Source organism: Propionimicrobium sp. PCR01-08-3, assembly GCF_030286045.1.
Lineage (GTDB): Bacteria > Actinomycetota > Actinomycetes > Propionibacteriales > Propionibacteriaceae > Brooklawnia.
This window is the reverse complement of record NZ_CP127390.1, coordinates 1,047,155-1,071,172: the sequence shown is the minus strand read 5'-3', so window position 1 is coordinate 1,071,172 and position 24,018 is coordinate 1,047,155. Positions and strand designations below refer to the sequence as shown.

Sequence of the window (24,018 nt, the reverse complement as noted above, 5' to 3'; positions counted from 1 at the left end):
GCCTCCTATGACAGACATCGTCATCACCGGATTCGGCGCCATCAGCCCTCTCGGCAACGATGCACCCAGCACCTGGCAAGCACTCCTTGCCGGACGCAGCGGCATTCGTCGTATCGAGGCTGACTGGGCCCAAGATCTGCCCGTGCAGATTGCGGGCCAGATAGACACCGACCTCACTCCATGGATCTCCCGGGTGGAATCCCGCCGCCTCGACCGCGTGAGCCAGCTGGCGCTGGTCGCGGCGCGCGAGGCGTGGGCGGACGCCGGATTCGGCCTGGGCAAGGACAACCAGACCGATCCGGAACGCCTCGGTGTTTCGGTTGGCAGCGGCATAGGCGGGCTGGTCACCACTCTTGCCCAGTGGGACATCCAGCGTGAAAAGGGCGTCCGGCGGGTGAGCCCGTTCACCGTGCCGATGCTGATGGCCAACGCCCCGGCGGCCCATGTGGGCCTGCTGGTCAATGCGAAGGCCGGTATCCATGCCCCGGTGTCGGCGTGTGCTTCTTCGAACGAAGCCATCGCGCTGGGCGCCAACATGTTGCGTCTGGACGAAGCGGACGTTGTTGTGGTGGGCGGCTCCGAGGCCGTCATCCACGCGATGCCCATTGCCGCTTTTGCGCAGATGCAGGCGCTCAGCCGCCGCAATGACGAGCCCGAACGGGCTTCGCGTCCGTGGGATGTGGACCGCGACGGATTCGTCATCGGCGAGGGCGCGGCCATGATGGTCATCGAAACCCTGGCCTCGGCCAAGGCACGTGGCGCCAAGATCTACGGCACGCTGGGTGGCTACGGCATCAGCGCCGACTCACACGACATCGTGCAGCCCGAGCCCACCGGCCACGGGCAGCTGTCGGCAATGAACAAGGCACTGCGCAACGCCGGTCTGGAGCCGAGCGACATCAAGCACGTCAACGCCCACGGCACCTCGACCCCGCAAGGCGATGTGACCGAAGCGAAGTCGATAGCGGAGGCGCTCGGTTCAGCGGTCGGCGATACGGTGGTGACCTCCACCAAGTCGATGACCGGGCACCTGCTGGGTGGCGCCGGAGCTCTGGAGACCTTCGCCACCGTGATGGCGCTGCACGAGCGCGTATCGCCGCCCACCATCAACCTCGACAACGAGGAGCCCGACCTCGAGATCCAGATCGCCGGCAACGTGAAGCGTGCGCTTCCCGCAACCGGCCCGCTGGCAGCCCTCAACAATTCGTTCGGTTTCGGTGGCCACAACGTGGCGCTGGCCGTGACCAACGACAACGTCACCGACTGAGCAGGTTCAATCGGACGATAAAGGTGGCTCGACCCGGGATCCCCGGCCGAGCCACCTTTTCATTTTGTTCAGCGTGTAATAGAGGCTGTTGCAGAATGCGCATTTGCCGTAGCCTGGCCCTGATATTCGGGCCCTGAAGTGCAGCCGCTTGGCGCATCTAGTTGTCGTGACTGGTTGTCGTGACCGGTCGAAACCGCAAAAGCTAGAGGTTCATCAGCGAACCGTTGCGTCACCTCCTGATCCGGTATCTGGCCGCGCTGTTATCGGTTAAGACGCCGCATCGTCATCAGTGAAGACGACGTGCTTCACCGACTGCATCTGACGGACTGGCATCGCGGCCACAAGTGAGGCAGAATCAATAAGTAAATCGAACATCGCGTTCCATCACCAGGTCGCTCGCACAGGCTGCAGGGGAAGGCACACCTGAAGCGAGAGGAGCCGGGATGGGAACCATGTCGCGTGGAGTCGTATTCGTGCACTCGGCGCCAGCCGCGCTGTGCCCGCACATCGAATGGGCGATCGGCGCGGTCGTCGGCATGCCTGTGAACCTGGAATGGATCGAACAGCCGGCAGAACCCGGGATGTTGCGCACCGAATATTCCTGGACAGGTCCGCAAGGCGCCTCAGCAGGTCTGGCGAGCGCGCTGCGCGCCTGCCAGCGCGTCCGGTTCGAGGTGACCGAGGACGCCACCCCCGCCGAGGAGGGGCAGCGCTATGCCTTCACCCCTGAGCTCGGTGTTTTTCACGCCGTCACGGGCCCGCACGGAGATATCCAGATCTCTGAACACAGGCTGCGGACAGCCATGGCCACGGCCGCTCACGGAGGCATCAGCCTGGAAGACACACTGAGCGAGTTGCTCGGCGAACCGTGGGATGACGAGCTCGAAGTCTTCCGCTATGCAGGCGAGGACACGCCGGTTCGTTGGCTGCACCGAGTGGGCTGAGCGGCGCTCTGGCGCGAGAAGGCCGCCTGAATAGATGACTCGGACTTCGGTTATGCAGACGAGAACGCGCAGGTTCGTTTGGGCCGCACCGAGTGGGCTGAGCGGCGCTACGGCGCGGGAAGCTCGTCCGGGTAGACGATCTGGATCTCGGTGATCGTTTTCGGAAAGTCTCTCCGGTTATTGGTGATGAAGCGCTCGGCACCGGAGACCACCGCAGCGGCGAGATGCGTGGCATCTGCCACCCGCAGCCCGTACGCAACTGCGAATGTCAAAGCCAATCGCGCGGTTGATTCATCGACCGGATAGAGATCGAGATGGCCGAGCAAGTCGGCGAGGATGCTCAGCTCGTCCGACTGAGGGTCACGACGCAGAGGCTTAGCCAGCACCTCGGTCAGCAGCAGCAAAGATCCACAACCAGCAGAATCGTCAGCGCATGCTTCGATAAGCCGCCGTACGCGCGTTCCCAGCACATGTCGTGGTGCCGCTGCATAGATGATCACGTCGGCATCGAAGGCAGTGAGGGCGGTCACTCCGCCGCGGCCCTGTCGGCATAAATGCCTTGAACCAATTCTTCTGCTCGCTCGGGACTGATCGATGCATCGCCTATAGGCCTCGTACGGGCCTGCGCGAGCATCTCGCCGATCTGATCGGCCTGTTTCCAGGCTTCTCGAGCGCGATGTCGGCTCGCGAATTCGGGGCTGACCAACACAGCGACCACTCGTCCATGACGTGTAATGGAAACCTCCTCACCGGCCTCCACCAAATCGAGCTGAGCGGGTAACGTCTGGCGGGCCACCGTTGCGCTGATCGTCGTCATGCGGCAATTGTACAGTAACGTACACATCTGTACGTAGGGTGAGACGTCCTACCGGACCGTCACTGACGGCCCGAGTTCTGTCGGGCTTTGCGCTAACTTGGGCCACATGAGCACCGCCGATCAGCAGCCGATCATTGCCCCTTATGGTTCGTGGAAATCACCCATCACCTTGGACGAGGTGATCGCCGGCGGTGCGTCCATCAGTGAATTGGTCGCAGATCAGGGCGCGCTCTACTGGCTCGAGTCGCTGCCCGACGAGAACGGACGCACCACGGTGATGCGGCTGGACATCACCCCAGCTGTCGGTGACACCGAGCAGCAGCCAGAAACCGGCCTGAATCACAACCGGGACTCAGCGACGCAACCGGCCGTCCTGGATTCGTCGACCCGGCCCCGGCAAAGGGACGATCACGGAGCTGCACCAGGAAGATGTGAGCAGCTGACCCCCGCCGCATCGGTGCGCTCCAGAGTCAACGAATACGGCGGCGGCGCCTATGACGTGCACGGCGGATATCTTGCCTGGTGCGATGACAATGACCAGATGGCGAAGCTGCGCTTTCCGGACGGCACCGTTACTGCCCTCACCAGAAGCGACGGCGACGTTCGCTACGGCGACCTGCGGGTCTATCCCGAGATCGCCGCGGTGCTGGCAGTTCGCGAGGACCACCGGGTTGTGGGCGACGCGAAGACCACCCTGGTCGCTCTGCATTGGCCGGACCCCGGCGCATTCGGGCCGGTGGACGATGATCCGGACGAGAACGACGTCCAAGGACAAGCTCCGATCAACCGGTCAGCTGAGACACCCGGAAGATCGGATGCAGCGGGCTTCGGGCCCCAACCGCACGCCGGCCCATCAGGCACGGTGTTCGCCGGTTCGGAAGCGAATCAACCGGTGCGCGAACACGTCCTCGCCCAGGGGGCCGACTTCTACGCCAACCCCGCATTGTCATCCCACGGGCGCCTGGCCTGGCTGGAATGGAATCAGCCCGCAATGCCGTGGGACTCCACCGAGCTCAAGGTCGCTCGTCTCGACGCCTCCGGCGATCAGTGGCGGCTCGACGGCATCCAACTGATCGCAGGCATCCCCGATGCGGGCCTCGACGGCATCGCCGTGCAGCACCCGCGCTGGAACGCCGATGGCAGCCTTATTTTCGCCAGTGATCTGAGCGGCCATTTCCAGCTTCATGAATGGTCCGAGGATCCGGCGCGCTGTGCCCAGGTGCGGCAACTGACCACCGGCCCGGCCGATCACGACCTGCCGATGTTCGTGCTCGGCAACCATGCCACCGCTGCGCTCGGCGACGACCAGGTGCTGACCTGGCGTTTGGACGACGGCCTGTGCCACCTGGAGATCGTCTCGCGCGCTGGTGAATCTGCCAGGAGGCTTGCGGGCGTTTCGGCAGTGGAATCGGTCGCCAGCTCGGGCGGCGCCGGATACGCGATCGTCCAACGTGCCAACGGGCATACCGCCCTGGTGCACGTCGAGCCTGACGGCTCGCTCGAGGTCGTGCATTCGGTCGGAGATCGGCCCGATCGCGCCGTCACGTCGATTGGACGCTCGCTGAGCTTCGATGGTCGGCAGGGCGCCGTCCAGGCCTGGTACTACCCGCCCACGAACGACGATTACCTGGGCCCGAAGGGCCGTCGTCCACCCGCCGTGCTGCGAGTACACGGCGGGCCCACCGCGATGGCAACCAACGGCTACTACCCCACCATCCAGTTCTGGACCTCACGCGGCATCGCCGTCATCGACGTCAACTATTCGGGGTCGGCAGGTTTCGGGCGCGACTGGCGCAACCGGCTGCGAAACAACTGGGGCGTGGCCGACGTGCAGGACTGCATCGACGCCGCCGACGCCGCCATCGACGCGGGGCTGATCGATCCCGGACGCATCGCCATCGCCGGTGGTTCGGCCGGAGGTTTCACCGCACTGCGCGCCCTGATGGACAGCGACCGGTTCGCCGCCGGCATCACCCGCTATGGTGTGACCGATCTGAAGGCCCTGGTGGGAGGCCACAAGTTCGAGGCGCGCTACCTGGATTCCCTGATCGGCCCGTGGCCCGACGACGAGGCCGTCTACGAGCGGCGCTCCCCCATCAACACGCTCGACCGCCTCAACAAGCCGATCCTGATCTTGCAGGGCACCGATGATCCGGTCGTTGCGTTGAGCCAATCGACGGCGCTCGCCGAGGCGGCCAGAAGCCGCAAACTGCCGATGGCCATCAGGATCTACGAAGGCGAGGGACATGGCTTCCGCGGCGCTGACGCGAAGCGCGACTCGCTGGCTGCCGAACTCAGTTTCCTCGCCCAGATCTTCGGGTTCACTCCCGCGGACGATCTGCCCGACCTGACGATCGAGAACCTGCGCTGAACTAGGGCCAGCGGGCGGCCAAGGAGATCACCCCGGCACCGGCGAGCACGCTCAGCAGCAGCGCATACATCGCGAACCGATCGGTGACCTCGACGAGTTCTTCGTCGTAGCCGATCGAGCTGGCGATGGTCTGATAGACCCCGCGCAGGTCGCCGATCGATTCGGCCGAATATTTCTTGCCCCCGGAGTTCTTCGCGATCTGCGACAACTCCGCATGATTCACCGGAACCGGGACGCGCACGCCTTCCTCGTAGACGTAGCCGCCGGCGGTGCCGTAGGCGATGGCATAGATCGGAACATTCTGTTCCTTCGCTTCGGTGGCGGCATCGGCGGAATCGCGTCCGATATTGGTGTAGCCGTCCGATAACAGCACGATCGCGCCGGGGGCCGGATCGTCCGGGTGGTCGGGGTCGGGCGGGGCGAGCTGCAGCGTGTCGAGCGAGGTGTAGATGGCTTCGCCGATCGCGGTGGCGGGTTCCAGCTCGATGGCATCGATGGCCGATTTCACGGCCGTGTGATCGGTTGTCGGGGCCGCAGCGATCTGTGCCGTGCCCGAAAACGTCACCAACGCGATGTTGAAGCTCGCCGGCACCATATCGACGAATTCCTTCGCCGCCGTCTGGGCCGCCTCGATCCGGCTCGGCGAGACATCCTCTGCCCTCATCGATCTCGAAATGTCGATCGCGACCACCACGGTGGCGCGCTCCCGGGGCACCTGGGTGATGTCTTGCGGCTGCGCATAGGCCAACACCAGTGAGGCCATCGCCAGCAGCGACGCCCCCACAGAAATGTGCCGCTTCAGTGCGGAGTCTTTCGGTATCACCAGATCCAACCGGGTCTTGCCGCGGCGCCTGGTGCCGGTTTGCAGTCTGCTCCCGACGATCAGGTAAAAGACCAATACCGCGGCCACCAGCAGCAAAAGCCACAGCCTGCCGGGATGCATGAACTCCAACATCGGTATCATCACGGCCACCTAGCTGCCATCGAGACTGCGCCCAGCGACGCGACGAAAGCAAACGCCAGTGCATATAACGCCCACCGCGCGGTCACTTCCTTCTTCACATCTTCATAGGTGACATCGGAGTTCATCTGATCGTAGGCGTCGTTCAGATCGCCGGCCGACTTCGCGTCCACCGCGGTTCCCCCGGACTCGCTCGCGATCGAACTCAGCAGCTCGGTGTCGGGGGCCACGTTGAAACGTTGCCCGTCGAGGTCCACATACCCGTTCATGGTGCCGAAGGCGATCGTATTGATCGGCACCTCTTGTTCTTTGGCGCTCGCGGCCGCCTGATTCGGATCCGTCTCGCCGCCGGTGTTGCCGCCATCCGAGAGCAGGATGATCATGCCCGGGGCGGGGTCTTCGCCCTCCTCGCCGGGTGCGTGCGCGATCGCGTCCAGACTCGCCACGATAGCGTCGCCGATGTTGGTGCCATCCTCAAGCTCGAGAGCATCGATGTAGCGAGTGATCGAACCACGGTCATTGGTGGGCTGCGCCAGCACCCTAGAGTTGCCGGAAACCGCGACCAGCGCCACGTTGTAGGACGCGGGAAGTTGCGCGATGAAATCCTTCGCGGCCTGTTTCGAAGCGTCCAGCCGGTCGGGATCGATGTCCGTCGCCTGCATCGACTGCGACAGATCAAGGGCCAGCACGATCGTCGCCCGTTCTCTGGGCACCTTCTCGGTGCCTGCCGGCCGCGCCCACGCGCCGCCGATGGCGACCAGCGAGCACAACGCCATCGCCACCGACACATGTCTGCGCCACTGGGACTGCCGGGGCAACACCGCACCGACGATGCCGGTCTGGGTATAGCGCATGCCGCGGTTGCGCTTCAGCCGGAGCAAGAAGATGTAGGCGATGATCAGCACCGGCAGAATCAGCAGCGCCCACAGGCGTCCCGGGTTGAAGAACTCCCACAACCAGACCTGGGTGGTGTCGCCGGTCACTTGCTCACCCCCTGCGGAGGCTGATGCAGCACGGCGGCGGTCTGCCGGTAGGTCAGCACGAAGCGTGCGATATCGGTCACCCAATCTCGGTCGGTTTGCAACTTGATATGCCCGACACCTGCGCGCCGCATCGCGGCGGCCGTCCGCTCTCGTTGGGCCGCCGATGCCCGGTCGATCACCTTGCGGGCCCTCGGATCAGAGGTATTGACGAACCGGGCGAAGTCGGTCTCCGGATCACGGATCAGCAGCTCGCCCACATCGGGAAACTCCATCTCACCGGCGTCGATGACCTCGACGCACAGCACCTGGTTGCGCACCGCGAGCCTGCGCAGCGGACGCTCCCAGCTCGGCGGGGCCTGGGGATCGAGTTCTTCGTCCCCCGGATCGAGGAAGTCGGACACCACGACCCGCATTCCGCGGCGGCGCTGCGTCCGGATCAATGCCTCGATGCCCTCCGGCAGGCCGAGCGTGGCCGGCTGATTGTCCTTTTCGATCGGGTCTTCCAGCAGCTTACCGAGCAAACCGTAGAGAGCTTGTCGTCCGGATCTCGCGGGAAAGCGCTTCACCGAATCGGAGTGCATTACCATGCCACCGAAGCGGTCGCCCATCTTCTGGCTGATGAATCCGAGGGTGGCGATGGCGGCGATGCCGAGGTCTCGTTTGGTCACGCCTGCAGTACCCCAGTTCATCGACGGGGTCGCGTCGAGCAGCGCCCAAACCTCGAGTTCGCGGTCAGCCATAGTGTCGCGCACGTGCGGCACGGTGGTGCGGGCAGTGACCGCCCAATCCATCCGGCGCACATCGTCTTGGCCCGGCACATACAGCCTGGCGTCGTTGAGATCGGAGCCCGGGCCCGGCAGCAGACCCAGGTGGTCGCCCTGCAAGAAGCCTTCGAGCCGGCGGACGACGGTCAGCTCCAAGCGGCGCAATGCGGCTTCCGGGGCGAGTTTGTTCAGCGGGACGGTCGGGCCGGTGGGTTCGCGCAGCACGCTGCCGGCCGCCCCCACATCGTGGCGTCCGTTGGCCTTGGTGGTCCCGGTCTTCGAGACGGTGAAATCAGGTCCGCTCATCTATCGCCCGAAGCTCACTCGTAGCTCGGCTGGTGACGGTGCTGGGTGCGGGCCTGAGCGCGCTGTTCCTGATTCCAGACCGGCGTCGGCGCGGGCACCATGGCAAGAATCCGCTCCACGACCTGCAAGGCAGAAATATTGTCGGCGATGGCGTCGAAGCTGAGTACCAGCCGGTGAGCCATCACGTCCTTGGCGATGGCCTGCACATCGGTCGGCAGCACGTAGTCGCGCCCATGGATCAGTGCGACGGCTCGCGATGCCGCGGTCAGGCCCAAGGTGGCGCGTGACGAGTTGCCGATCTGGATCACCCGTTCGAGGTCGGGCATGTTGAATTCGCCGGGGTTGCGGGTGGCCAGCACCAGCCGAACGATGTACTCGGCGACCAGGTTGTGCACGAAGACGTGCGAGGCCATGTTCTGCAGTTGGAAGGTGAGCCCCGGATTGAGGATCTGCCGGGGCACCGGGGCACTCACCGACATCCGGCGCAGAATCTCGAACTCCTCGTTGCCCTTCGGGTAGGGCACGTCGACCTTGAGCAGGAAGCGGTCGCGTTGCGCCTCGGGCAGCGGATAGACACCTTCGGATTCGACCGGGTTCTGGGTGGCGATCACGATGAACGGCTTCTTCATCGGGTAGGTCTGGCCGGCGATCGATACCTGCTTCTCGGCCATCAGTTCGAGCATTGCGGATTGAACCTTGGCGGGCGCGCGGTTGATCTCATCGGCCAGCACGAAGTTGGTGAAGACCGGGCCGAGCTCGATGTCGAAGGTTTCCTTGGACGCCTGATAGACGCGGGTGCCGACGATGTCCGAGGGCACCAGATCGGGGGTGAACTGAATGCGGGCGAAGGATCCGCCCACGACCGTGGCGAAGGTCCGCACGGCCAGCGTCTTCGCCGTGCCGGGGACGCCTTCCAGCAGGATGTGGCCTTGGGCCAGCAGCCCGGCCATCAACTGCTCGACCATGTGCTCCTGGCCGACGATGACTCGCTGTACTTCGGCGATCGCCTCCCCCACAGCCTTCGCGGCATCTTGGGTGGACAGCGGGGGCTGATTGCCTGGCGTGCTCGTCAACGTTCTCTCCTGTGGCTGAGTGGCCGCGTGGTGGGCGATCTCATCGAACCCGGGTCCGGGTTAAGCGTCCCTGCCACGATACCCCGCCCGAGACCAGGCCCGGGAGCGTGATCGGTTGAATGATGGTCCTTCACTTCGGGATAGCCCGTAAATGTGGTGAGATTGGCTCGATGTCCGATTCGCCAGTTGATCAACCCGGCAGCCCGTCGCCTGCACGCGGCCCGAACGCGTCTGCGTCCGCGCCCGGACCCGAGGCGCTGCAGGCCGTTCCGCTGCTGGTCAGCGATCCGCCGAAGATCGGCGACTTCTGGTTGGACGCCCGGCTCACCGGCCGCGAGTCCGGTGTGGTCTACCTCGCCCATGCCGATGATCAGCCCGAGGTGATGCTGATCGTGCTGGCCGAGGGCGCTTCCCGTGATCCTGCGGCACGTGACAGGTTGGCAGGCGAGGTCAATAAGCTGCATGCCGAATCGGTTGCGGCTCGCGGCGGCGACGGGCAGGACGGCGGCCGTCTCGGATACAAGTACCGTAGTGAGGCCGATGATCCGGTTTCTCCGGAGGATTCCCCGATTGCGCCGTGGGTGGCGCTGTTCTACGACGGCTCGACAGATGCGAGGGCCGAAGCCGATCGGTTGCTGCGTTCGGTCGACCTGTCGAGCACCCCGGAGTTGGGTAGCCCCGCCGGCCCCGACTATCGCTTGCACTGGCTGGACGACTCGCGTCCGGGAGCCTGGCGGGTCTGGCCCGCCGTGTGGCCGGGCCGCCACGACCGTACCGGCTGGGTTCCGTTGGCGGTGTCCTGGTCGTTGACGATTCTCTTGTGTGGGCTGGCACTGCTGATCGCGGTGCTGCTCTTCCAGAATTCTCCCCCCGAGTCACCGCAACCGCCGGTGCCGACCAACCAGAGTCAAAGTGCCTCCGGAGGCGGCTCGGGTTCTGATTCCGGCTCGCCGGAGGAATCTGGTTCGGAATCAGGATCGCCCGAAGAATCGGGTTCCGACTCGGGATCGCCTGAATCCAGCGGTTCGGACGCCAGCGGCGGCGAGAGCTCTCCGGGTGAGGATGGCTCCCCCAGCAAGGAACCGTCGATGGGCACCGGTGGTGAGGGATCGGCTACCGATACCCAGCCCCCGACTTCGGCGAATACCAGGCTTTGATCAGCGCCATGAATCCGTTCGGTCTCAATGCTCCCCTCGTCACCGGCGTTCAGCAAGAGCCGTGTCCTCCGGCTGGGTCCTTGGCGACCGATTGGCTCGGCGGCCTCCTCGTCGCCGGTGTTCGGCCGGGCGTGAGGCGGACAGGATCGGCGGCCTGCACTCCATGAATCCGTTCGATCTGATCGCCACCGATTTGGACGGCACATTTCTCGATGACGCCAAGCGGATTCCCGAGATGAACGCGCACGCGATTCAGGTGGCTGCCGCTCGTGGCATACCGACGGTCTTCGCGTCCGGTCGTCCGTTGCGCTGGTTCGGGGTCTTGGACGACCTGACTGCGGGGCTGGGCTGGGCGATAGCCGCCAACGGTGCCGTTACCTTCGACCTGGCTTCCGGACAGGTGGCGCACGTTCGTCCGATGGACCCCGAGGCGACGCTGCGGGCCGCACTGCTGCTCCGTGAGCGGGTACCCGATGCGGTCTTCGCGGCCGAATACCTGACGGATTGGGGAACCGAACCCGACTTCGCAAGCTTTACCCGCGAGATCGATGCCGACTTCCAAGCTCCACTTGAGGCGTTGCTGGCACGAGGGCCGATCGTCAAGCTGCTCGTGGTCGATCCGCGCACCCGCACCGATGAGCTGGCCGCCATCGCCACTCCGCTGATGGCAGACCACCTGACCGTGACCTTCAGCTACATCTCCGAGGTCGGCATGCTGGAGATGTCGGCACCGGGGGTCAGTAAGGCGCTCGCGCTACGCGAGCTGCTTGCCGATCTACGGCTTGCGCCCGAGCGGATGCTCGCCTTCGGCGACATGCCCAACGACCTGCAGATGCTCGATCTGGCCGGCCTCGGCTACGTGATGGAGACCTGTCACCCGGCGATGCTGGACGCGGGCTTCCCCATCGCCGGCGATAACAACTCGGGTGGGGTCGGACGCACGATTCTGCGCCTGCTGGGTGAGCAGTAAAGAAGGTGCCCGCCGCCCTGTTGCTGGACGACGGGCATTCCTTGAACTGACCTACAGCATCCTGGTCATCTGCTGTTCTCGGTTTTGGGATGGTCGTGCCTGCCCGGAAGCAAACCTCTGTTTTCGGTTTGCGCCGGCAACCATCACCATCCTTCACCAGACAAAGTAGCGGCTGCAGTCAAGATTCAGCTGATTCCGGATAGGGGCGGTCGTGGTTGCCGGAAAGCAAGCGTCTGTTTTCGGTTTGCGTCGGCAACCATCACAGCCCTTCACCAAGTTCAGCGGATGTCGAAACGATCCAGATCCATCACCTTTGCCCAGGCGGCGACGAAATCGCGGACGAATTTCTCGGCCGCGTCGTCCGAGGCATAGACCTCGGCGACCGCGCGCAGTTCGGAGTTCGAGCCGAAGACCAGGTCGGCGCGGGTGCCAGTGAACCTGCGCTCACCGGTGGCGTCGTCAATGGCCTCGAACGCGTACGAGCCCGGGTCGAGTGGTTTCCAGGTGAGTGTCATGTCCAGCAGATTCACGAAGAAGTCATTCGTCAACGCACCCGGACGATCGGTGAGCACACCGTAGTCGGAGCCGTCCCAGTTGGTGCTGAGCACCCGCAAACCACCGATCAGCACGGTCATCTGCGGAGCAGACAGCGTCAGCAGATTGGCCCGATCGACCAGCAGGAACTCGGCCTGCTTGCTCATCGCGCGACGGCTCTGATAGTTGCGGAAACCATCGGCCCACGGCTCCAAGTAGCCGAACGATTCGACATCGGTCTGCTCCTGGGTGGAATCGGTGCGGCCCGGAGTGAACGGCACCTGAATGTCGTAGCCGGCCGCCTTCGCGGCCTGCTCCACCCCGACATTGCCGGCCAGCACCACCAGATCGGCGAATGACACCTGCTTGCCACCGGAGGCCTGAGCATTGAAGTCGGCCTGAATGCCTTCCAGCACGCCGATGACCTTGTTCAGCTGCTCGGGATTATTGACCTCCCAGCTGCGCTGCGGCTCGAGACGGATGCGTCCGCCGTTCGCGCCACCACGCTTGTCGGAGCCGCGGAATGAGGACGCCGCAGCCCACGCCGTCGACACCAGCTCGCTCACCGAGAGGCCGGAACCGGCGATCTGCTGCTTGAGCTGTGCGACGTCGGCAGCGTCGATCAGCTCGTAGCCGCGAGCCGGTATCGGATCTTGCCAGATCAGGTCCTCGTCGGGCACGTCGGCGCCGAGGTAGCGCGACTTCGGGCCCATATCGCGGTGGGTCAGCTTGAACCAGCCGCGACGGTAAGCCTCGGTGAAGGCTGCCTGATCGTCCTTGAAACGCCGGGAGATCTTCTCGTAGGTCGGGTCGACTCGCAGCGACAAATCGGTGGTGAGCATGCGCGGCTCCCGGCGTCCATCACCTTGGGCCATCGGCACCATGTCGGAGCCCGCACCGTCTTTCGGACGCCAGTGGTAGTGGCCGCCCTCACCGGTGGTGAGCTCCCATTCGTAGGCGAACAGAATGTGGAAAAACTCGTTGTCCCAGCGAGTCGGGTGATAGGTCCAGGTCACTTCGAGGCCCGAGGTGATGGCGTCGTTACCGCTGCCTTCGCCGTAGTCATTCGACCATCCCAGGCCCATTTTCTCCAGGGGCGCGCCTTCGGGGTTCGCGGCGACATGCTCACCATCAGGGGCAGCACCGTGGGTCTTGCCGAAGGTGTGGCCTCCGGCGATCAGCGCGACGGTCTCTTCGTCGTTCATGCCCATCCGGGCGAAGGTCTCGCGGATGTCGATCGCTGCCTTCACCGGGTCGGGCTCGCCTTCCGGGCCTTCCGGGTTGACGTAGATGAGGCCCATGGTGGTCGCACCGAGCGGCTTCTCCAGGTCGCGTTCGCCGGTGTAGCGCTCTTCGGTGCCCAGCCACGACTTCTCCGAGCCCCAGTAGACATCGTCGTCCGGCTCCCACGTTTCGGGACGACCGCCGCCGAAGCCGAAGACGGGCATGCCCATGTGCTGGTGGGCGACGTTTCCGGCCAGAATCATCAGGTCGCCCCACGACAGCGACTTGCCATACTTCTTCTTCACCGGCCACAGAATCCGGCGGGCCTTGTCGAGGCTGACGTTGTCGGGCCAGCTGTTCAGCGGGGCGAACCGCTGCTGGCCGGTGCCCGCTCCACCGCGTCCGTCGAACACGCGGTAGGTGCCGGCGGCATGCCAGGCCATCCGGATGATCAGCGGTCCGTAGTAGCCGAAGTCCGCGGGCCACCAGGGCTGCGAGTCGGAAAGCACGGCGTCGATGTCTTTCTTGACTTCTTCGAGATCGAGCGCCTCGAAGGCCTGTTTGTAGTCGAAGTCGGCCCCCTGCGGGTTCGCCACATCGGGGTTCTTGGCCAGGATCTTGAGGTTGAGCCGGTCGGGCCACCAATCCCGGTTCGTCGTGCCGTATTCGCCGCCGTGCTCGGGCTCATCGCCGCCACCGATGACGGGGCATGTCATCTCGTCGCTCAACTTTTGTCCTTCCGTGAGGTGTTGTTTTCAAAAATGCGCATAACGATCCTCACCGTAGTTGTGTTGAATGGCCGGGCAGTTCCGAATTCACCACCAGCGGAACGTTGAGGGCCATCGCCCCGCGGACGAGCTATGACCGGACCCAAGAATTGTGCCCCAAGCCGGCTTGAGGTGGACAGGGCCATATCACAGCATCCGCGCATGGACAGGGTGCTCGCCCTGGCATGGGCGAGAACCCTGTCGAAGACCATGAATTCGTGCGGATTCTTAAAGTCTCAATACCCGATGGAGACGCTGCCGTAGGTCGTATCGATGCTCCGCCGGACTTCTGAGGTTGCGCAACCTCTTATGCGGTCACCGGACCGACGGTCAGCAGCTTGATATCTTCGTTCTTGCAGCCGGCCGTTCCGGTGTACTCGGCGAAGACGGCTTCGGTTTGATCAGGCGGGTAGATACGGAAACCTTCGACAGGTTCCGCATCGCATTCATCCGGGTCGTAGGTGCCGAATTGGCCCACCTGTAACGCGGCGGAGGCCGACCCACCGGGGGCCAAGGTCACCGGTGCAGCTTGCTGGGATTCGTCGCGTTCGGCAGGAGCGCCGATCTGGGTCCCGTTGCCGCCCCCGACGAAGGAGACGCCGGGGAAGCCGTTCATCGTGCACTCGATGTCGGAGGTATTGGTCAGAGTGATGGTCATGCCGAAGGTGCCGGCGGCACCGCCGCCTTCCGCGGTCGCAGCGCTCGCGGTGAGCTGGCTGGCGGCACAGACGCCTTCAGGAGCAGGCTCCTGCCCCCCTGTCCCAGTCGGCTCAGCGCTTGGTGCCGGCGATTCGGTCTCACTGGGCATTGGCGAGGACGCCGATGGCGACACCGCGGTGGAGGACGCGGATGGGCTCGGTGAGGCGGAATCGCCCGTATCGGACGACGAACAACCCGCCGCTCCCAGCACCATAAGCGATGCCGCAGCGATGGAAAATCCTGTCTGCATCGTTTTTCTCATGGACCCACGTTACGACGCTGAAGCCGATATTTCTTCCGCGGCACGAAGCTCGACATAGCGGGCGTCATCGAACTTGTTGGTGGTTTCGGACATCATGAGCCTTAGACTCCGGGATCGATCTCCCACTGGCCGATGGATTCGAACTGACCTGTGCTGGCTTCAACGATCAGCACCGACGGGCCGGGATCAAGCGTGATGGACGCCGCAGCCGAGCTGCCACCGCTGATCGGTGCCTGATCGAGCAGCGTGGTCGAGGCGCCATCGGTGATCTGCCGCACGGTCACTTCGGTACCCACGCCGTCCGGCGGCACGCCGTCGCCGCCGCTGATCGTCCGCGTCTCTCCGAAGCCGCCGTAGATCATGCACCGTTCGCCCTCCCCCGCATTGCCGAGCCTGGCCACCCCCAGCTCGAGGCACTCAGAAATCGGCATCACAAGCACTTCGAAATGAACGAGCGTCGTGACGGATACCTTGGCCGCATTCTCCAAATCGGAGCCCGGCAATCCGAAGGTAAGCGGGCCATAGTCCAGCGCGTCCATCTGCGCCAGCTCCCGCCCCTGATCGTCCTTGATCGTCAACGTGAAATATGATCCGTCCGCCATCTGAGTGATCACACCGGCGTCAGGCAGATCGAATTCATAGTCTTGTTCGTCCTCGATCACGATGTCATCGAAACCGCCGTAGATGTCGTCAATCGCAGCTTTCAGAGCATCTTCCTCCAAGGGAGGAGTATGAGCCGGAGCAGACCCACCCGATCCGCAACCGCTCAGCCCGGTAGCGATCGCCAACCCAAAGGCCACCAAAACCGCCCTGAACCGCAACCTGTGAGATTTCTGCTGCGAGCGCATCAGTAGGGGCTCCTATCGAAAGGCTGTGACGTCACTGTCTACGGCCCAGCGTTTCACACCCATAATCCAGCGTCAACGCGCTTGTCACGCAACACTCGGGTCTCAGATCTTCTGTGAGTATTCGGGGTGTTCCTTGACCGGGATCATCACTATCAAGCCGAGAATCAGCACCGCCACGATGCCGAGAATGCCCCAGTACTGGGTGTTCTGCTGCCCAGTGATACGGGCTCCGAGCCAGATCGCGACACCGAACAGAGCCGGCGACAAGAACGAGACCACTCGTCCGGTCGTGGCATATAGACCGAAAACCTCACCCGATTTGCCTTCGGGAATCAGCCGCGCCAGGAAACTCCTGGACGCCGACTGAGCGGGCCCGACGAACATGCACATCACCAGACCGCCGACCCAAAACACCATCGGACCATGCGAATGCAGCACGAAGATCAGCGATCCGGTCACCGCGAGCACCGACAACGAGATCAGGATGACCCGCTTGGGGCCGAGCTTGTCGTCCAGCAGGCCAAGAGCGATCGTCGACAGCCCGGCGATGATATTGGCGGCGGCACCGAAGATCACCACATCGCCGCTACTGAACCCGAAAGTTCCAGCTGCGATCACCGCACCGAAAGCGAAGACGCCGGCCAACCCATCGCGGAACAGCGCCGATGCGGCGAGGAAGAACACCGTGTGGCGGCTGGCCTTCCACAACCGGAGAACGGTATTGCCAAGTTCAGAATATGAGGCCGCTACCGGACCCAGCCACGCCCAGATGAAGCGCGGCTTGCGGCCTGCGAATTTCTTCGCCGCCGGCATCGGTTTGCGGAGCGGCGCTGGGCGATCGTGAATATTCACGAAGGTTGGGATGGTGAACAGCAGCGTCCACAAACCGCAGACGATCATTGACACGCGAATATCCATGCCGTCGTCGCTGGTGATGCCGAACCAGCCGACATCGGGCTGAATGAGGCCGAAGTAGATCACCAGCAGCACCACGATGCCGCCGAGATAGCCCATCCCCCAGCCGAATCCCGACACCCGGCCGACGTTCGCTTGGCCCGCGACCTCGTCGAGCAGCGAGTTGTAGTTCACCCCGGCGATCTCGCTGACAATCGATCCCACCGCCAACAGGCCGAGGCCCAACCACAGATAGGACGGGTCGGGTTTCACGAAGAACAGTGCCGCCGAGATCAGCGCCAGCGACCAGGTGAGCCCTTTCAGCACCGTGACTGTTCGTCCGCTGCGGTCGGTCGTCTGCCCCAGCACAGGAGCAGCCAGCGCAACCATGAGGCCAGCGATCGTGGTCGACACCGAAAGCGCCTGCGAGGTGTGGTTGGTTTCCCCGAAGGCCGAGCCGGTGATGTAAACAGCGAAGACGAACGTGGTGATGACCGTGTTGAACGGCTGGGTGCCCCAATCCCACATCGCCCAGCTGATGATCTTCTTTTTGGAGACGCTCTTCGGCCGGCCCAGCGCCGTCGCGGGTTCCAATGATCCGCCTGCGGCGCTAGTCACTGCACTGCCACCTTCGCGTCAGCACAACGGAGCTTAACCAGGTAATCCCTGGCCACCACGCCGCTACGGGCCCGAAACGTGTGCTTGCGCGAACGGTCACGTGGATAGCAGGACCCGGCTTCGCTATTACGCGACTTGCCGGACCCACACGGCATCATCGCCTGACTGTCCGACTCGGCATCCTCACTACGTGGAGCACCGACGTGCTCTGGATGCCGCCTGGCGAGCGCCCGCCTCATGCGTCAATCCGTTCATCGTCGAGTTGGTAGGCGCCCTCGATGATGAACTCCTTGCGGGGCGCGACCTCGTTGCCCATCAGCATCTCGAAGGTGCGCTCGGCCTGCGCGGCGTCGTCCACCGTGAGCCTGCGCAGCAGTCTGCCGCGCGGGTTCATCGTGGTGTCGGCCAGCTGGTCGGCGTCCATCTCACCGAGGCCCTTGTAGCGCTGCGGCTCCTTGAAGGACTGGCCCTTCTTGGTGAGTTCGGCCAGCTTGCGCTGATATTCCGGGTCTGAATAGGTGTAAATGAACTTTTCCATGCCCCGCTTCGGATTGATCAGCTCGAAACGATGCAGCGGCGGCACCGCAGAGAACACCCTGCCGGCCTCGACCATCGGACGCATGTAGCGGAAGAACAAAGTTGCCAGCAGGCAGCGGATGTGTGCGCCATCGGAATCCGCGTCCGCCATGAAGATGATCTTGCCGTAGCGGGCCTGATCAAGGTCGAAGGTCTTGCCCGAACCTGCTCCCACCACCTGAATGATGGACGCACACTCCTGGTTCTTCAGCATGTCTGCCACGCTGGCCTTCTGCACGTTCAAGATCTTGCCGCGGATCGGCAACAGCGCCTGAAAATTGGAATTGCGAGCCCTGCTGGCCGTGCCCAATGCCGAATCGCCCTCGACGATGAACAATTCGGCGGAATCAACCGACGGCGAGTGGCAGTCCTTCAGCTTCGGGGGCATGCTCGCCGATTCGAGCGCGGTCTTGCGGCGCTGATTCTCCCGGTGCACGCGGGCGGCGACCCGGGCGCGGGAGGCATTGACCACCTTCTCCATCAGGGTGCGGGCCTGAGCGCGCTCATTGCCCTTGGTCGAGTTCAAGAAACTGCCGAGTTGCCGCTCGACTATCTGGGCCACCAGCCGGGCGACCGGCGGGGTACCCAGCGTCTCCTTGGTCTGCCCCTCGAACTGCGGCTCCGGCAACCGGACCGTGATGACCGCGGTCATACCTTCCAAGACGTCGTCCTTGGTGACGTCGTCGCCATTCTTCAGCAGCCGAGTGCCGTCGAGCCCGGCCAGAAATGCCTTGAGCAGGCCGCGCTCGAAGCCCTGCACATGAGTGCCACCCTTGGGTGTGGCGACGATGTTGACGAATGATCGTTCGGTGGTCTCGTAGCCGTTGCCCCAGCGCACCGCGATATCGACGAAGAGATCGCGGTCGACGTCGGTCGGGGTCATTGCCCCGTTGTCGTCAAGCATCGGCACGGTCTCGGTGAACGACGCATCGCCTTGAATACGCAGCACCTCAGTGACCGGCTGATCCTTGGCCAGATAGTCGGTGAATTCGGAGATGCCGCCATCATGCTTGAAGGTCTCGGAGTCGGTGAACTCGCCGCGTTCATCGGTGACCACCAGTTCGAGCCCCGGCACCAGAAAACTGGTCTGCCGAGCACGATCGAGCAGTTGGTTATAGGAAAGCTCTGCGCCCTTGAGGAAGATCTGCCGATCAGCCCAGTAACGCACCCGGGTCCCATTGACCTGGCGGCCGACCTTCGCGATCTTGCGCAGCCCATGTTCAGGCGTGAACGGCGCGTCCGGGCCTTCGCCGTCGAAGACACCGGGGATACCTCGGCGAAAACTCATCGCCCAGGTGACGCCGTTGCGGTCGACCTCGACATCGAGGCGGGAGCTCAGTGCGTTCACCACCGAGGCACCCACACCGTGCAGGCCACCTGCCACGTTGTAGTTGCCGGTGCCGAACTTACCGCCGGCATGCAGTTTGGTGTAGACCACCTCGACGCCGACCAGCCCCGTGCGAGGCTCGATGTCCACCGGAATGCCGCGTCCCCGATCGGCGACGAAAACCGAACCATCGGCATTCAGCTTGATCTCGATCGAAGTGCCGAATCCGGCGAGCGCTTCGTCCACCGAGTTGTCGATGATCTCCCACATGCAGTGCATCAGCCCGCGGGTGTCAGTCGAGCCGATGTACATGGCCGGACGCTTACGCACGGCCTCCAACCCTTCGAGGACGAGCAGGTTCTTCGCCTCGTAGTCCCGGCTGGGTGTCGCATTCGTTGGCTTGTTATTACTGCGTGGTGGCACGAACTGAAGAATACAGACGATTGAGCTGAGCGGACTGCAAGCTTGCTTGCGAGTCCCGAAGCGATTGAGTCTGTTGACGCAGGCCGTGCAAAACCTTCCACGATCCCGGCCCGGGCGGGTCAGCCATCGGCGTGTCATGGCTGACCTGACTCAATCGCGGAAGGTTTCGCACATCACAGCCGGACCACCGAAGCGGCCGGCCTTCATTGATCGCTGATGCCGTCATACCCGAATCGCCATGAACCCACGACTTGACTTGTGCTGGCGGCGAGTAGGCTTCAAGGCAAGGGAACAAAGTTCACGTCTTGCGTGTTAACCGAGCGACCGGAACGATCCCCGGATAGTGAGGAGACAAAATTGAACGCGACAGTCATGAGTGAAAAGCCGCTGACTGCAGCCGATCGTTGTGATCGCTGTGGTGCGCAGGCATACCTTCGCGTAACCCTCGCATCTGGTGGCGAATTGCTCTTCTGTGCACACCATGCACGAATGCATTCTGACAAGCTGAAGCAGGTTGCTCTTCAGATTCATGATGAGACCGACAGGCTCAGCTGATCTGACAGTACGTATTTCTGCGGTCCGGCTCCCAGAGCCGGGCCGCAGTTGTTTTGGAGAGGGCTTGCTTAGACTCAGCCGGATCATCCCAGAAATCTGTGGCACATCCATGGCTGACCGAAATCTGTTGGTGTCAACAACGTGAACGCCATCACCGTTACGAACCGGCGATACCGAAGAAAGGGCTGATCGTGAGTGAACAGCGGGCGCTGAACGCCTTACGTGAACTCGGTCTGGAGCAGACCATCACCCGGCACGGGCCGGTGAATTCGCTTGCGGAGGCCGCCGAAGCGCGTGGTATTGCGCCTGCGGACATCGTCAAGACCCTGGTCGTGCGCCGTGGCGAGGACGACTATCTGTTCGTGCTGGTGCCCGGGGACCGTACTTTCAGTTGGCCGAAGCTACGGGCACTGCTGGGCGTCCATCGGCTCTCCATGCCGGACGCCGCGACCGCGTTCGACGTCACCGGGTACGTTCGCGGCACCATCACCCCGTTCGGCGCCACCCACCCATGGCCGGTGATCGCCGATTCGTCGATTCAAGGCAAAAGAGTGTCCATGGGTTCGGGCGCACCGAATGTGGCGATCGAACTGGACGCCGACGCGATGATCACCGTGCTGAACGCGACCGTGGCCGATATCAGCGACTGATGATCTGTCACGATAGCCACCGAGTGCTTTTCGGCCTGTCGGTTGGCTGGTATCTGGTCGCCCGGCTTCCGGAATCGAGCCGCGCCGACAATCCTCCTGCGGCATGCGACCTCGTCGCCGCGATGACTCAGGCCGGTAAACGTTACGCCACGGATCGAAGCAAGCTATGAAATTGCCGAACGACGCCGTTGTCACCGCATTCGGACGCCAAGCCTTGTCGTTGATCGCCCAGGAACTCCGGGCACGGACGATCACTTCTTTGCTCGCCCCTGACTACTACTGCCCCACCATGGTGCTGCCTTTCACCTTGGAAGGCATCAGCGTCCGTTTCGTCGAGACCGACACGCATTGTCTGATGGTCCCGGCCGCGCTCCGATCGGCTCTGGCCCGGTCACCGCGCAGCGCGGTGCTGCATTGCGAAACCTTCGGCAACCAGGCCTCTGCTGCGCTCGCCGACGTGCTGCAATCCGGACGAGAGGCCGGCAGCACCCTCATCATCGACCGGACGCACAGCTGGCCGCACCCACTCAGCACCAAGGCCGACTACGTGACCGCGAGCCTGCGAAAGCTGCTTCCCGTGACGGACGGCGCATTCGTCACCGGACTGGGGCAAGCCACACTGGTGCCCAGTAGTAGTTCCGAGACGACCCGTGCCATCGCAGCGCGACGACGCTACCTGGATCGGCCGAGCATCGCGACCTTCGAGGACGCCGAGGACGCAGCCGACCAGGCGTGGGTTCCGGCGCCGCCGAGCACTGCGTCCATGCGGCTGGTCGATGGGCTGGATGAATGCGCTCTGTTCGCGAAGCGTCGCCACGTCATGCAACGACTCGCTCGCGCACTCGCCGCACATCAGATCCCCTGGCTGAAAATGCTCAACCCCCCAGCCTCCGGTTTGCTCGCTCTGCGGCATCACCACGCCGATCAGATCATGGACGACCTGGCCACCCATGGCGTCTTTCCGCCGGTCTATTGGGGAAAGCCCCGTCATCTTGCCCCTGGACATGGCTGGCGGACGGATATCTTCACGATTCCGCTCGACCACACCGTGGCGGGCCGCGAGGATCGCGTCGCGGATTGGATCTGCCGGGCGGCCACGGCAAATTGCCACGGCGAGATGGCAACACGAGGAATCATTACGCCGGCATAACCGTTGTGCTGCCGGACACCTTGAGAGGCGCGGCGGGCAACGTGGGCGAGGCAGCAATGGTCTCGACCGGCGGATGGCACTGCGCTCCCAAGGTCTAGCATGAGCAGTCGGCAAGCTGCTACCCGCGGCCCCAGAAGGATCGAGTAACTCACAGATGTGGTGCAGGCTATACATCGATTTCGCGCTGACCTTCAGCGCAGCTTGTTGCTGACCTCTTTTTCGTCGGTGCTGGCGCCGGAAGCGTCGTAGCTCACGCAAGCACCCGCTCAGCCGGCAACCACACGCCCGATTGGGCGCGTCCGTCGAGGACCTGTCAGACCGCCATCACCGTTGCGGACACCGGTTGGACGGGCAAAACGACAAGCCGGATGCGCCCGGATCTCGGCTTGGACGCCCCGCCGCTCGACCACCGACTTATCTCCATTCATCCACCAACCGGCCAGGCCCCACTCGACCGATCGCAAACCGATTGAGCGCACCCGGCCCACACCCAGGAGAAACATGTCCGTCGACACAGATCAACCAACAAAGCACAAGATCAAGGCGCCCTCGTTCGGCGTACAAGTCATCATCGGCCTGGTTATCGGCATCCTGCTCGGCGCATTCGCCCGCAGTGCCGAACTCGATTGGCTGACCGAGGTCCTCACCCAAGTCGGCAGCATCTTCGTCCAGCTGCTTCGCGTGGTCGTCGTCCCGCTGGTCTTCTTGGCCCTGGTGGTCAGCATCTCCCAGCTGCGCAAGGTTACCAATGCGGCGAAGCTCGCCGCACAGACCCTCGAGTGGTTCGCGATCACCGCATTCATCGCCGTGGTGATCGGTATCGGTATCGGCCTTTTGACCAATCCGGGCCAGGGCACCGGCATCGATATTTCGCAAGCCGAAGCCTCCTCCACCCAGGGTGGCTGGCTCGACTTCCTCAAGTCGATCGTTCCCGCCAACTTCCTCGGCATGAGCGTCAGCTCCACCGCCGAGGTCGCGGACGCAGAGGTCGCGGTGACCAGCTCGGTCAGCTTCAACGTGTTGCAGATCGTCGTGCTGGGCATCGCCGTCGGCGGTGCCGCCCTTGCTGCCGGCACGAAGGCCGAGCCCTTCCTCAGATTCTCCGAGTCGGCGCTGGAGATCTTTCAGAAACTGGTTTGGTGGATCATCCGCTTGGCACCGATCGGTTCGGCCGCTCTGATCGGCAAGGCCGTGGCCAGCTACGGCTGGGATCTGGTTCGTCCGCTCGCCGTCTTCACCGTTGACGTCTACGTCGGTTGCGCTCTGGTGATGTTCGCCGTCTATCCGGCGATCCTGAAGCTGAACGGGTTGAGCGTCAAGCGCTTCTTTGCCGGCGCGTGGGAGTCGATCACCTTGGCCTTCGTGTCGCGTTCTTCGGTGGGCACCCTGCCGGTCACGCAGCGCAACATGACCGAGAATCTCGGCGTGCCCAAGGAATACGCAGCCTTCGCCGCCCCGCTGGGCGCCACCACCAAGATGGACGGCTGCGCCGCCATTTACCCGGCGCTTGCCGCGATCACCGTCGCGCAGATGTTCGGCATCAACCTCTCGATCACCGACTATCTGTTGATCGTCTTTGTGGCCGTGGTCGGCTCGGCCGCGACCGCCGGCCTGACCGGCGCCGTCGTGATGCTGACCCTGACGCTGTCGACCTTGGGCCTTCCGCTGGAGGGCGTCGGGCTGCTGCTGGCCATCGACCCGATCCTCGACATGATGCGCACCGCCACCAACGTGGCCGGTCAGTCCCTGGTCACGGTCGTCGTCTCGAAGCGCAACGCGATCTTGAACCGCGACCGCTATGACGGCCCGAACCCGTCCACAGAATCGGACGCCGAGGCTCGGCCCGCGCGGGAACCTGCGACCGTCTGATCGGCGGGA

The 24,018-nt window shown here is 63.7% G+C and carries 20 protein-coding genes; 9 read left to right on the top strand and 11 right to left on the bottom strand.

All coding sequences use genetic code 11. The features are described from left to right. Positions 1-7: 7 nt before the first annotated feature. Positions 8-1,267 (top strand): beta-ketoacyl-[acyl-carrier-protein] synthase family protein, encoded by a 1,260-nt coding sequence (locus QQ658_RS04960; RefSeq protein WP_286026557.1) that lies wholly within the window; start codon positions 8-10, stop codon positions 1,265-1,267. Positions 1,268-1,710: 443 nt separating this feature from the next. Beyond that, complete coding sequence (locus QQ658_RS04955) at positions 1,711-2,211, top strand: DUF3145 domain-containing protein (RefSeq protein ID WP_286026556.1); 501 nt, start codon at positions 1,711-1,713, stop codon at positions 2,209-2,211. Between the two features lie 107 nt (positions 2,212-2,318). Here the strand turns inward: QQ658_RS04955 and QQ658_RS04950 are convergent, their stop codons facing one another. Then, entirely contained in the window at positions 2,319-2,741 is a 423-nt protein-coding gene (locus tag QQ658_RS04950) for a type II toxin-antitoxin system VapC family toxin (RefSeq protein WP_286026555.1), read from the bottom strand. Continuing rightward, positions 2,738-3,028 (bottom strand): type II toxin-antitoxin system Phd/YefM family antitoxin, encoded by a 291-nt coding sequence (locus QQ658_RS04945; RefSeq protein WP_286026554.1) that lies wholly within the window; start codon positions 3,026-3,028, stop codon positions 2,738-2,740. The genes QQ658_RS04950 and QQ658_RS04945 overlap by 4 nt, the downstream gene beginning before the upstream one ends. Positions 3,029-3,134: 106 nt before the next feature. Between QQ658_RS04945 and QQ658_RS04940 the strand changes: the two genes are divergently transcribed. Further along, on the top strand, positions 3,135-5,399 hold the full coding sequence (locus QQ658_RS04940) for an alpha/beta hydrolase family protein (RefSeq protein WP_286026553.1): 2,265 nt from the start codon (positions 3,135-3,137) through the stop codon (positions 5,397-5,399). 1 nt (position 5,400) lies between these two features. On the opposite strand, the gene QQ658_RS04935 is transcribed toward QQ658_RS04940, so the two are convergent. Genes QQ658_RS04935 through QQ658_RS04920 form a run of 4 tightly spaced genes read right to left on the bottom strand, consistent with a single transcriptional unit; the run spans position 5,401 to position 9,525 of the window. Next, on the bottom strand, positions 5,401-6,363 hold the full coding sequence (locus QQ658_RS04935) for a VWA domain-containing protein (protein WP_286026552.1): 963 nt from the start codon (positions 6,361-6,363) through the stop codon (positions 5,401-5,403). Further along, positions 6,363-7,343, bottom strand: a complete 981-nt coding sequence (locus tag QQ658_RS04930; protein WP_286026551.1) for a VWA domain-containing protein — start codon at positions 7,341-7,343, stop codon at positions 6,363-6,365. Before QQ658_RS04930 ends, QQ658_RS04935 begins: the two co-directional genes overlap by 1 nt. Beyond that, the gene (locus QQ658_RS04925; RefSeq protein ID WP_286026550.1) at positions 7,340-8,413 is read right to left on the bottom strand and encodes a DUF58 domain-containing protein; all 1,074 of its coding nucleotides are present in this window, start codon (positions 8,411-8,413) and stop codon (positions 7,340-7,342) included. The genes QQ658_RS04930 and QQ658_RS04925 overlap by 4 nt, the downstream gene beginning before the upstream one ends. A 14-nt stretch (positions 8,414-8,427) precedes the next feature. After that, the gene (locus tag QQ658_RS04920; protein WP_502928949.1) at positions 8,428-9,525 is read right to left on the bottom strand and encodes an AAA family ATPase; all 1,098 of its coding nucleotides are present in this window, start codon (positions 9,523-9,525) and stop codon (positions 8,428-8,430) included. A 131-nt stretch (positions 9,526-9,656) separates the two neighbouring features. On the opposite strand from QQ658_RS04920, the gene QQ658_RS04915 reads away from it, so the two are divergent. Beyond that, positions 9,657-10,643, top strand: a complete 987-nt coding sequence (locus QQ658_RS04915) for a hypothetical protein (protein ID WP_286026548.1) — start codon at positions 9,657-9,659, stop codon at positions 10,641-10,643. Positions 10,644-10,806: 163 nt separating this feature from the next. After that, a complete protein-coding gene (locus QQ658_RS04910) occupies positions 10,807-11,613 on the top strand; it encodes an HAD-IIB family hydrolase (protein ID WP_286026547.1) in 807 nt (268 codons plus the stop codon). A gap of 278 nt (positions 11,614-11,891) precedes the next feature. On the opposite strand, the gene katG is transcribed toward QQ658_RS04910, so the two are convergent. From katG to QQ658_RS04885, 5 genes are all read right to left on the bottom strand, one after another. After that, positions 11,892-14,087 carry a catalase/peroxidase HPI gene (gene katG, locus QQ658_RS04905; protein ID WP_286027033.1) on the bottom strand — a complete coding sequence of 732 codons (2,196 nt, stop codon included), beginning with the start codon at positions 14,085-14,087 and terminating at the stop codon, positions 11,892-11,894. A gap of 358 nt (positions 14,088-14,445) precedes the next feature. Then, positions 14,446-14,946: a DUF4232 domain-containing protein gene (locus QQ658_RS04900; protein WP_286027032.1), complete on the bottom strand. Its 501-nt coding sequence runs from the start codon at positions 14,944-14,946 to the stop codon at positions 14,446-14,448. Positions 14,947-15,200: 254 nt separating this feature from the next. Next, complete coding sequence (locus QQ658_RS04895) at positions 15,201-15,821, bottom strand: hypothetical protein (RefSeq protein WP_286026546.1); 621 nt, start codon at positions 15,819-15,821, stop codon at positions 15,201-15,203. 228 nt (positions 15,822-16,049) lie between these two features. Further along, on the bottom strand, positions 16,050-17,369 hold the full coding sequence (locus QQ658_RS04890; protein WP_286027031.1) for an MFS transporter: 1,320 nt from the start codon (positions 17,367-17,369) through the stop codon (positions 16,050-16,052). 325 nt (positions 17,370-17,694) lie between these two features. Then, on the bottom strand, positions 17,695-19,785 hold the full coding sequence (locus tag QQ658_RS04885) for a DNA gyrase/topoisomerase IV subunit B (RefSeq protein ID WP_286026545.1): 2,091 nt from the start codon (positions 19,783-19,785) through the stop codon (positions 17,695-17,697). A gap of 372 nt (positions 19,786-20,157) precedes the next feature. On the opposite strand from QQ658_RS04885, the gene QQ658_RS04880 reads away from it, so the two are divergent. The 4 genes from QQ658_RS04880 (at position 20,158) to QQ658_RS04865 (ending at position 24,009) form a co-directional block, all read left to right on the top strand. Continuing rightward, positions 20,158-20,340: a DUF7455 domain-containing protein gene (locus QQ658_RS04880; RefSeq protein ID WP_286027030.1), complete on the top strand. Its 183-nt coding sequence runs from the start codon at positions 20,158-20,160 to the stop codon at positions 20,338-20,340. Positions 20,341-20,531: 191 nt separating this feature from the next. Further along, positions 20,532-20,990 (top strand): aminoacyl-tRNA deacylase, encoded by a 459-nt coding sequence (locus tag QQ658_RS04875; protein WP_286026544.1) that lies wholly within the window; start codon positions 20,532-20,534, stop codon positions 20,988-20,990. A gap of 166 nt (positions 20,991-21,156) precedes the next feature. Beyond that, the gene (locus QQ658_RS04870; protein ID WP_286026543.1) at positions 21,157-22,140 is read left to right on the top strand and encodes a PLP-dependent aminotransferase family protein; all 984 of its coding nucleotides are present in this window, start codon (positions 21,157-21,159) and stop codon (positions 22,138-22,140) included. Between the two features lie 501 nt (positions 22,141-22,641). Next, positions 22,642-24,009: a dicarboxylate/amino acid:cation symporter gene (locus QQ658_RS04865; protein WP_286026542.1), complete on the top strand. Its 1,368-nt coding sequence runs from the start codon at positions 22,642-22,644 to the stop codon at positions 24,007-24,009. Positions 24,010-24,018: the final 9 nt, after the last annotated feature.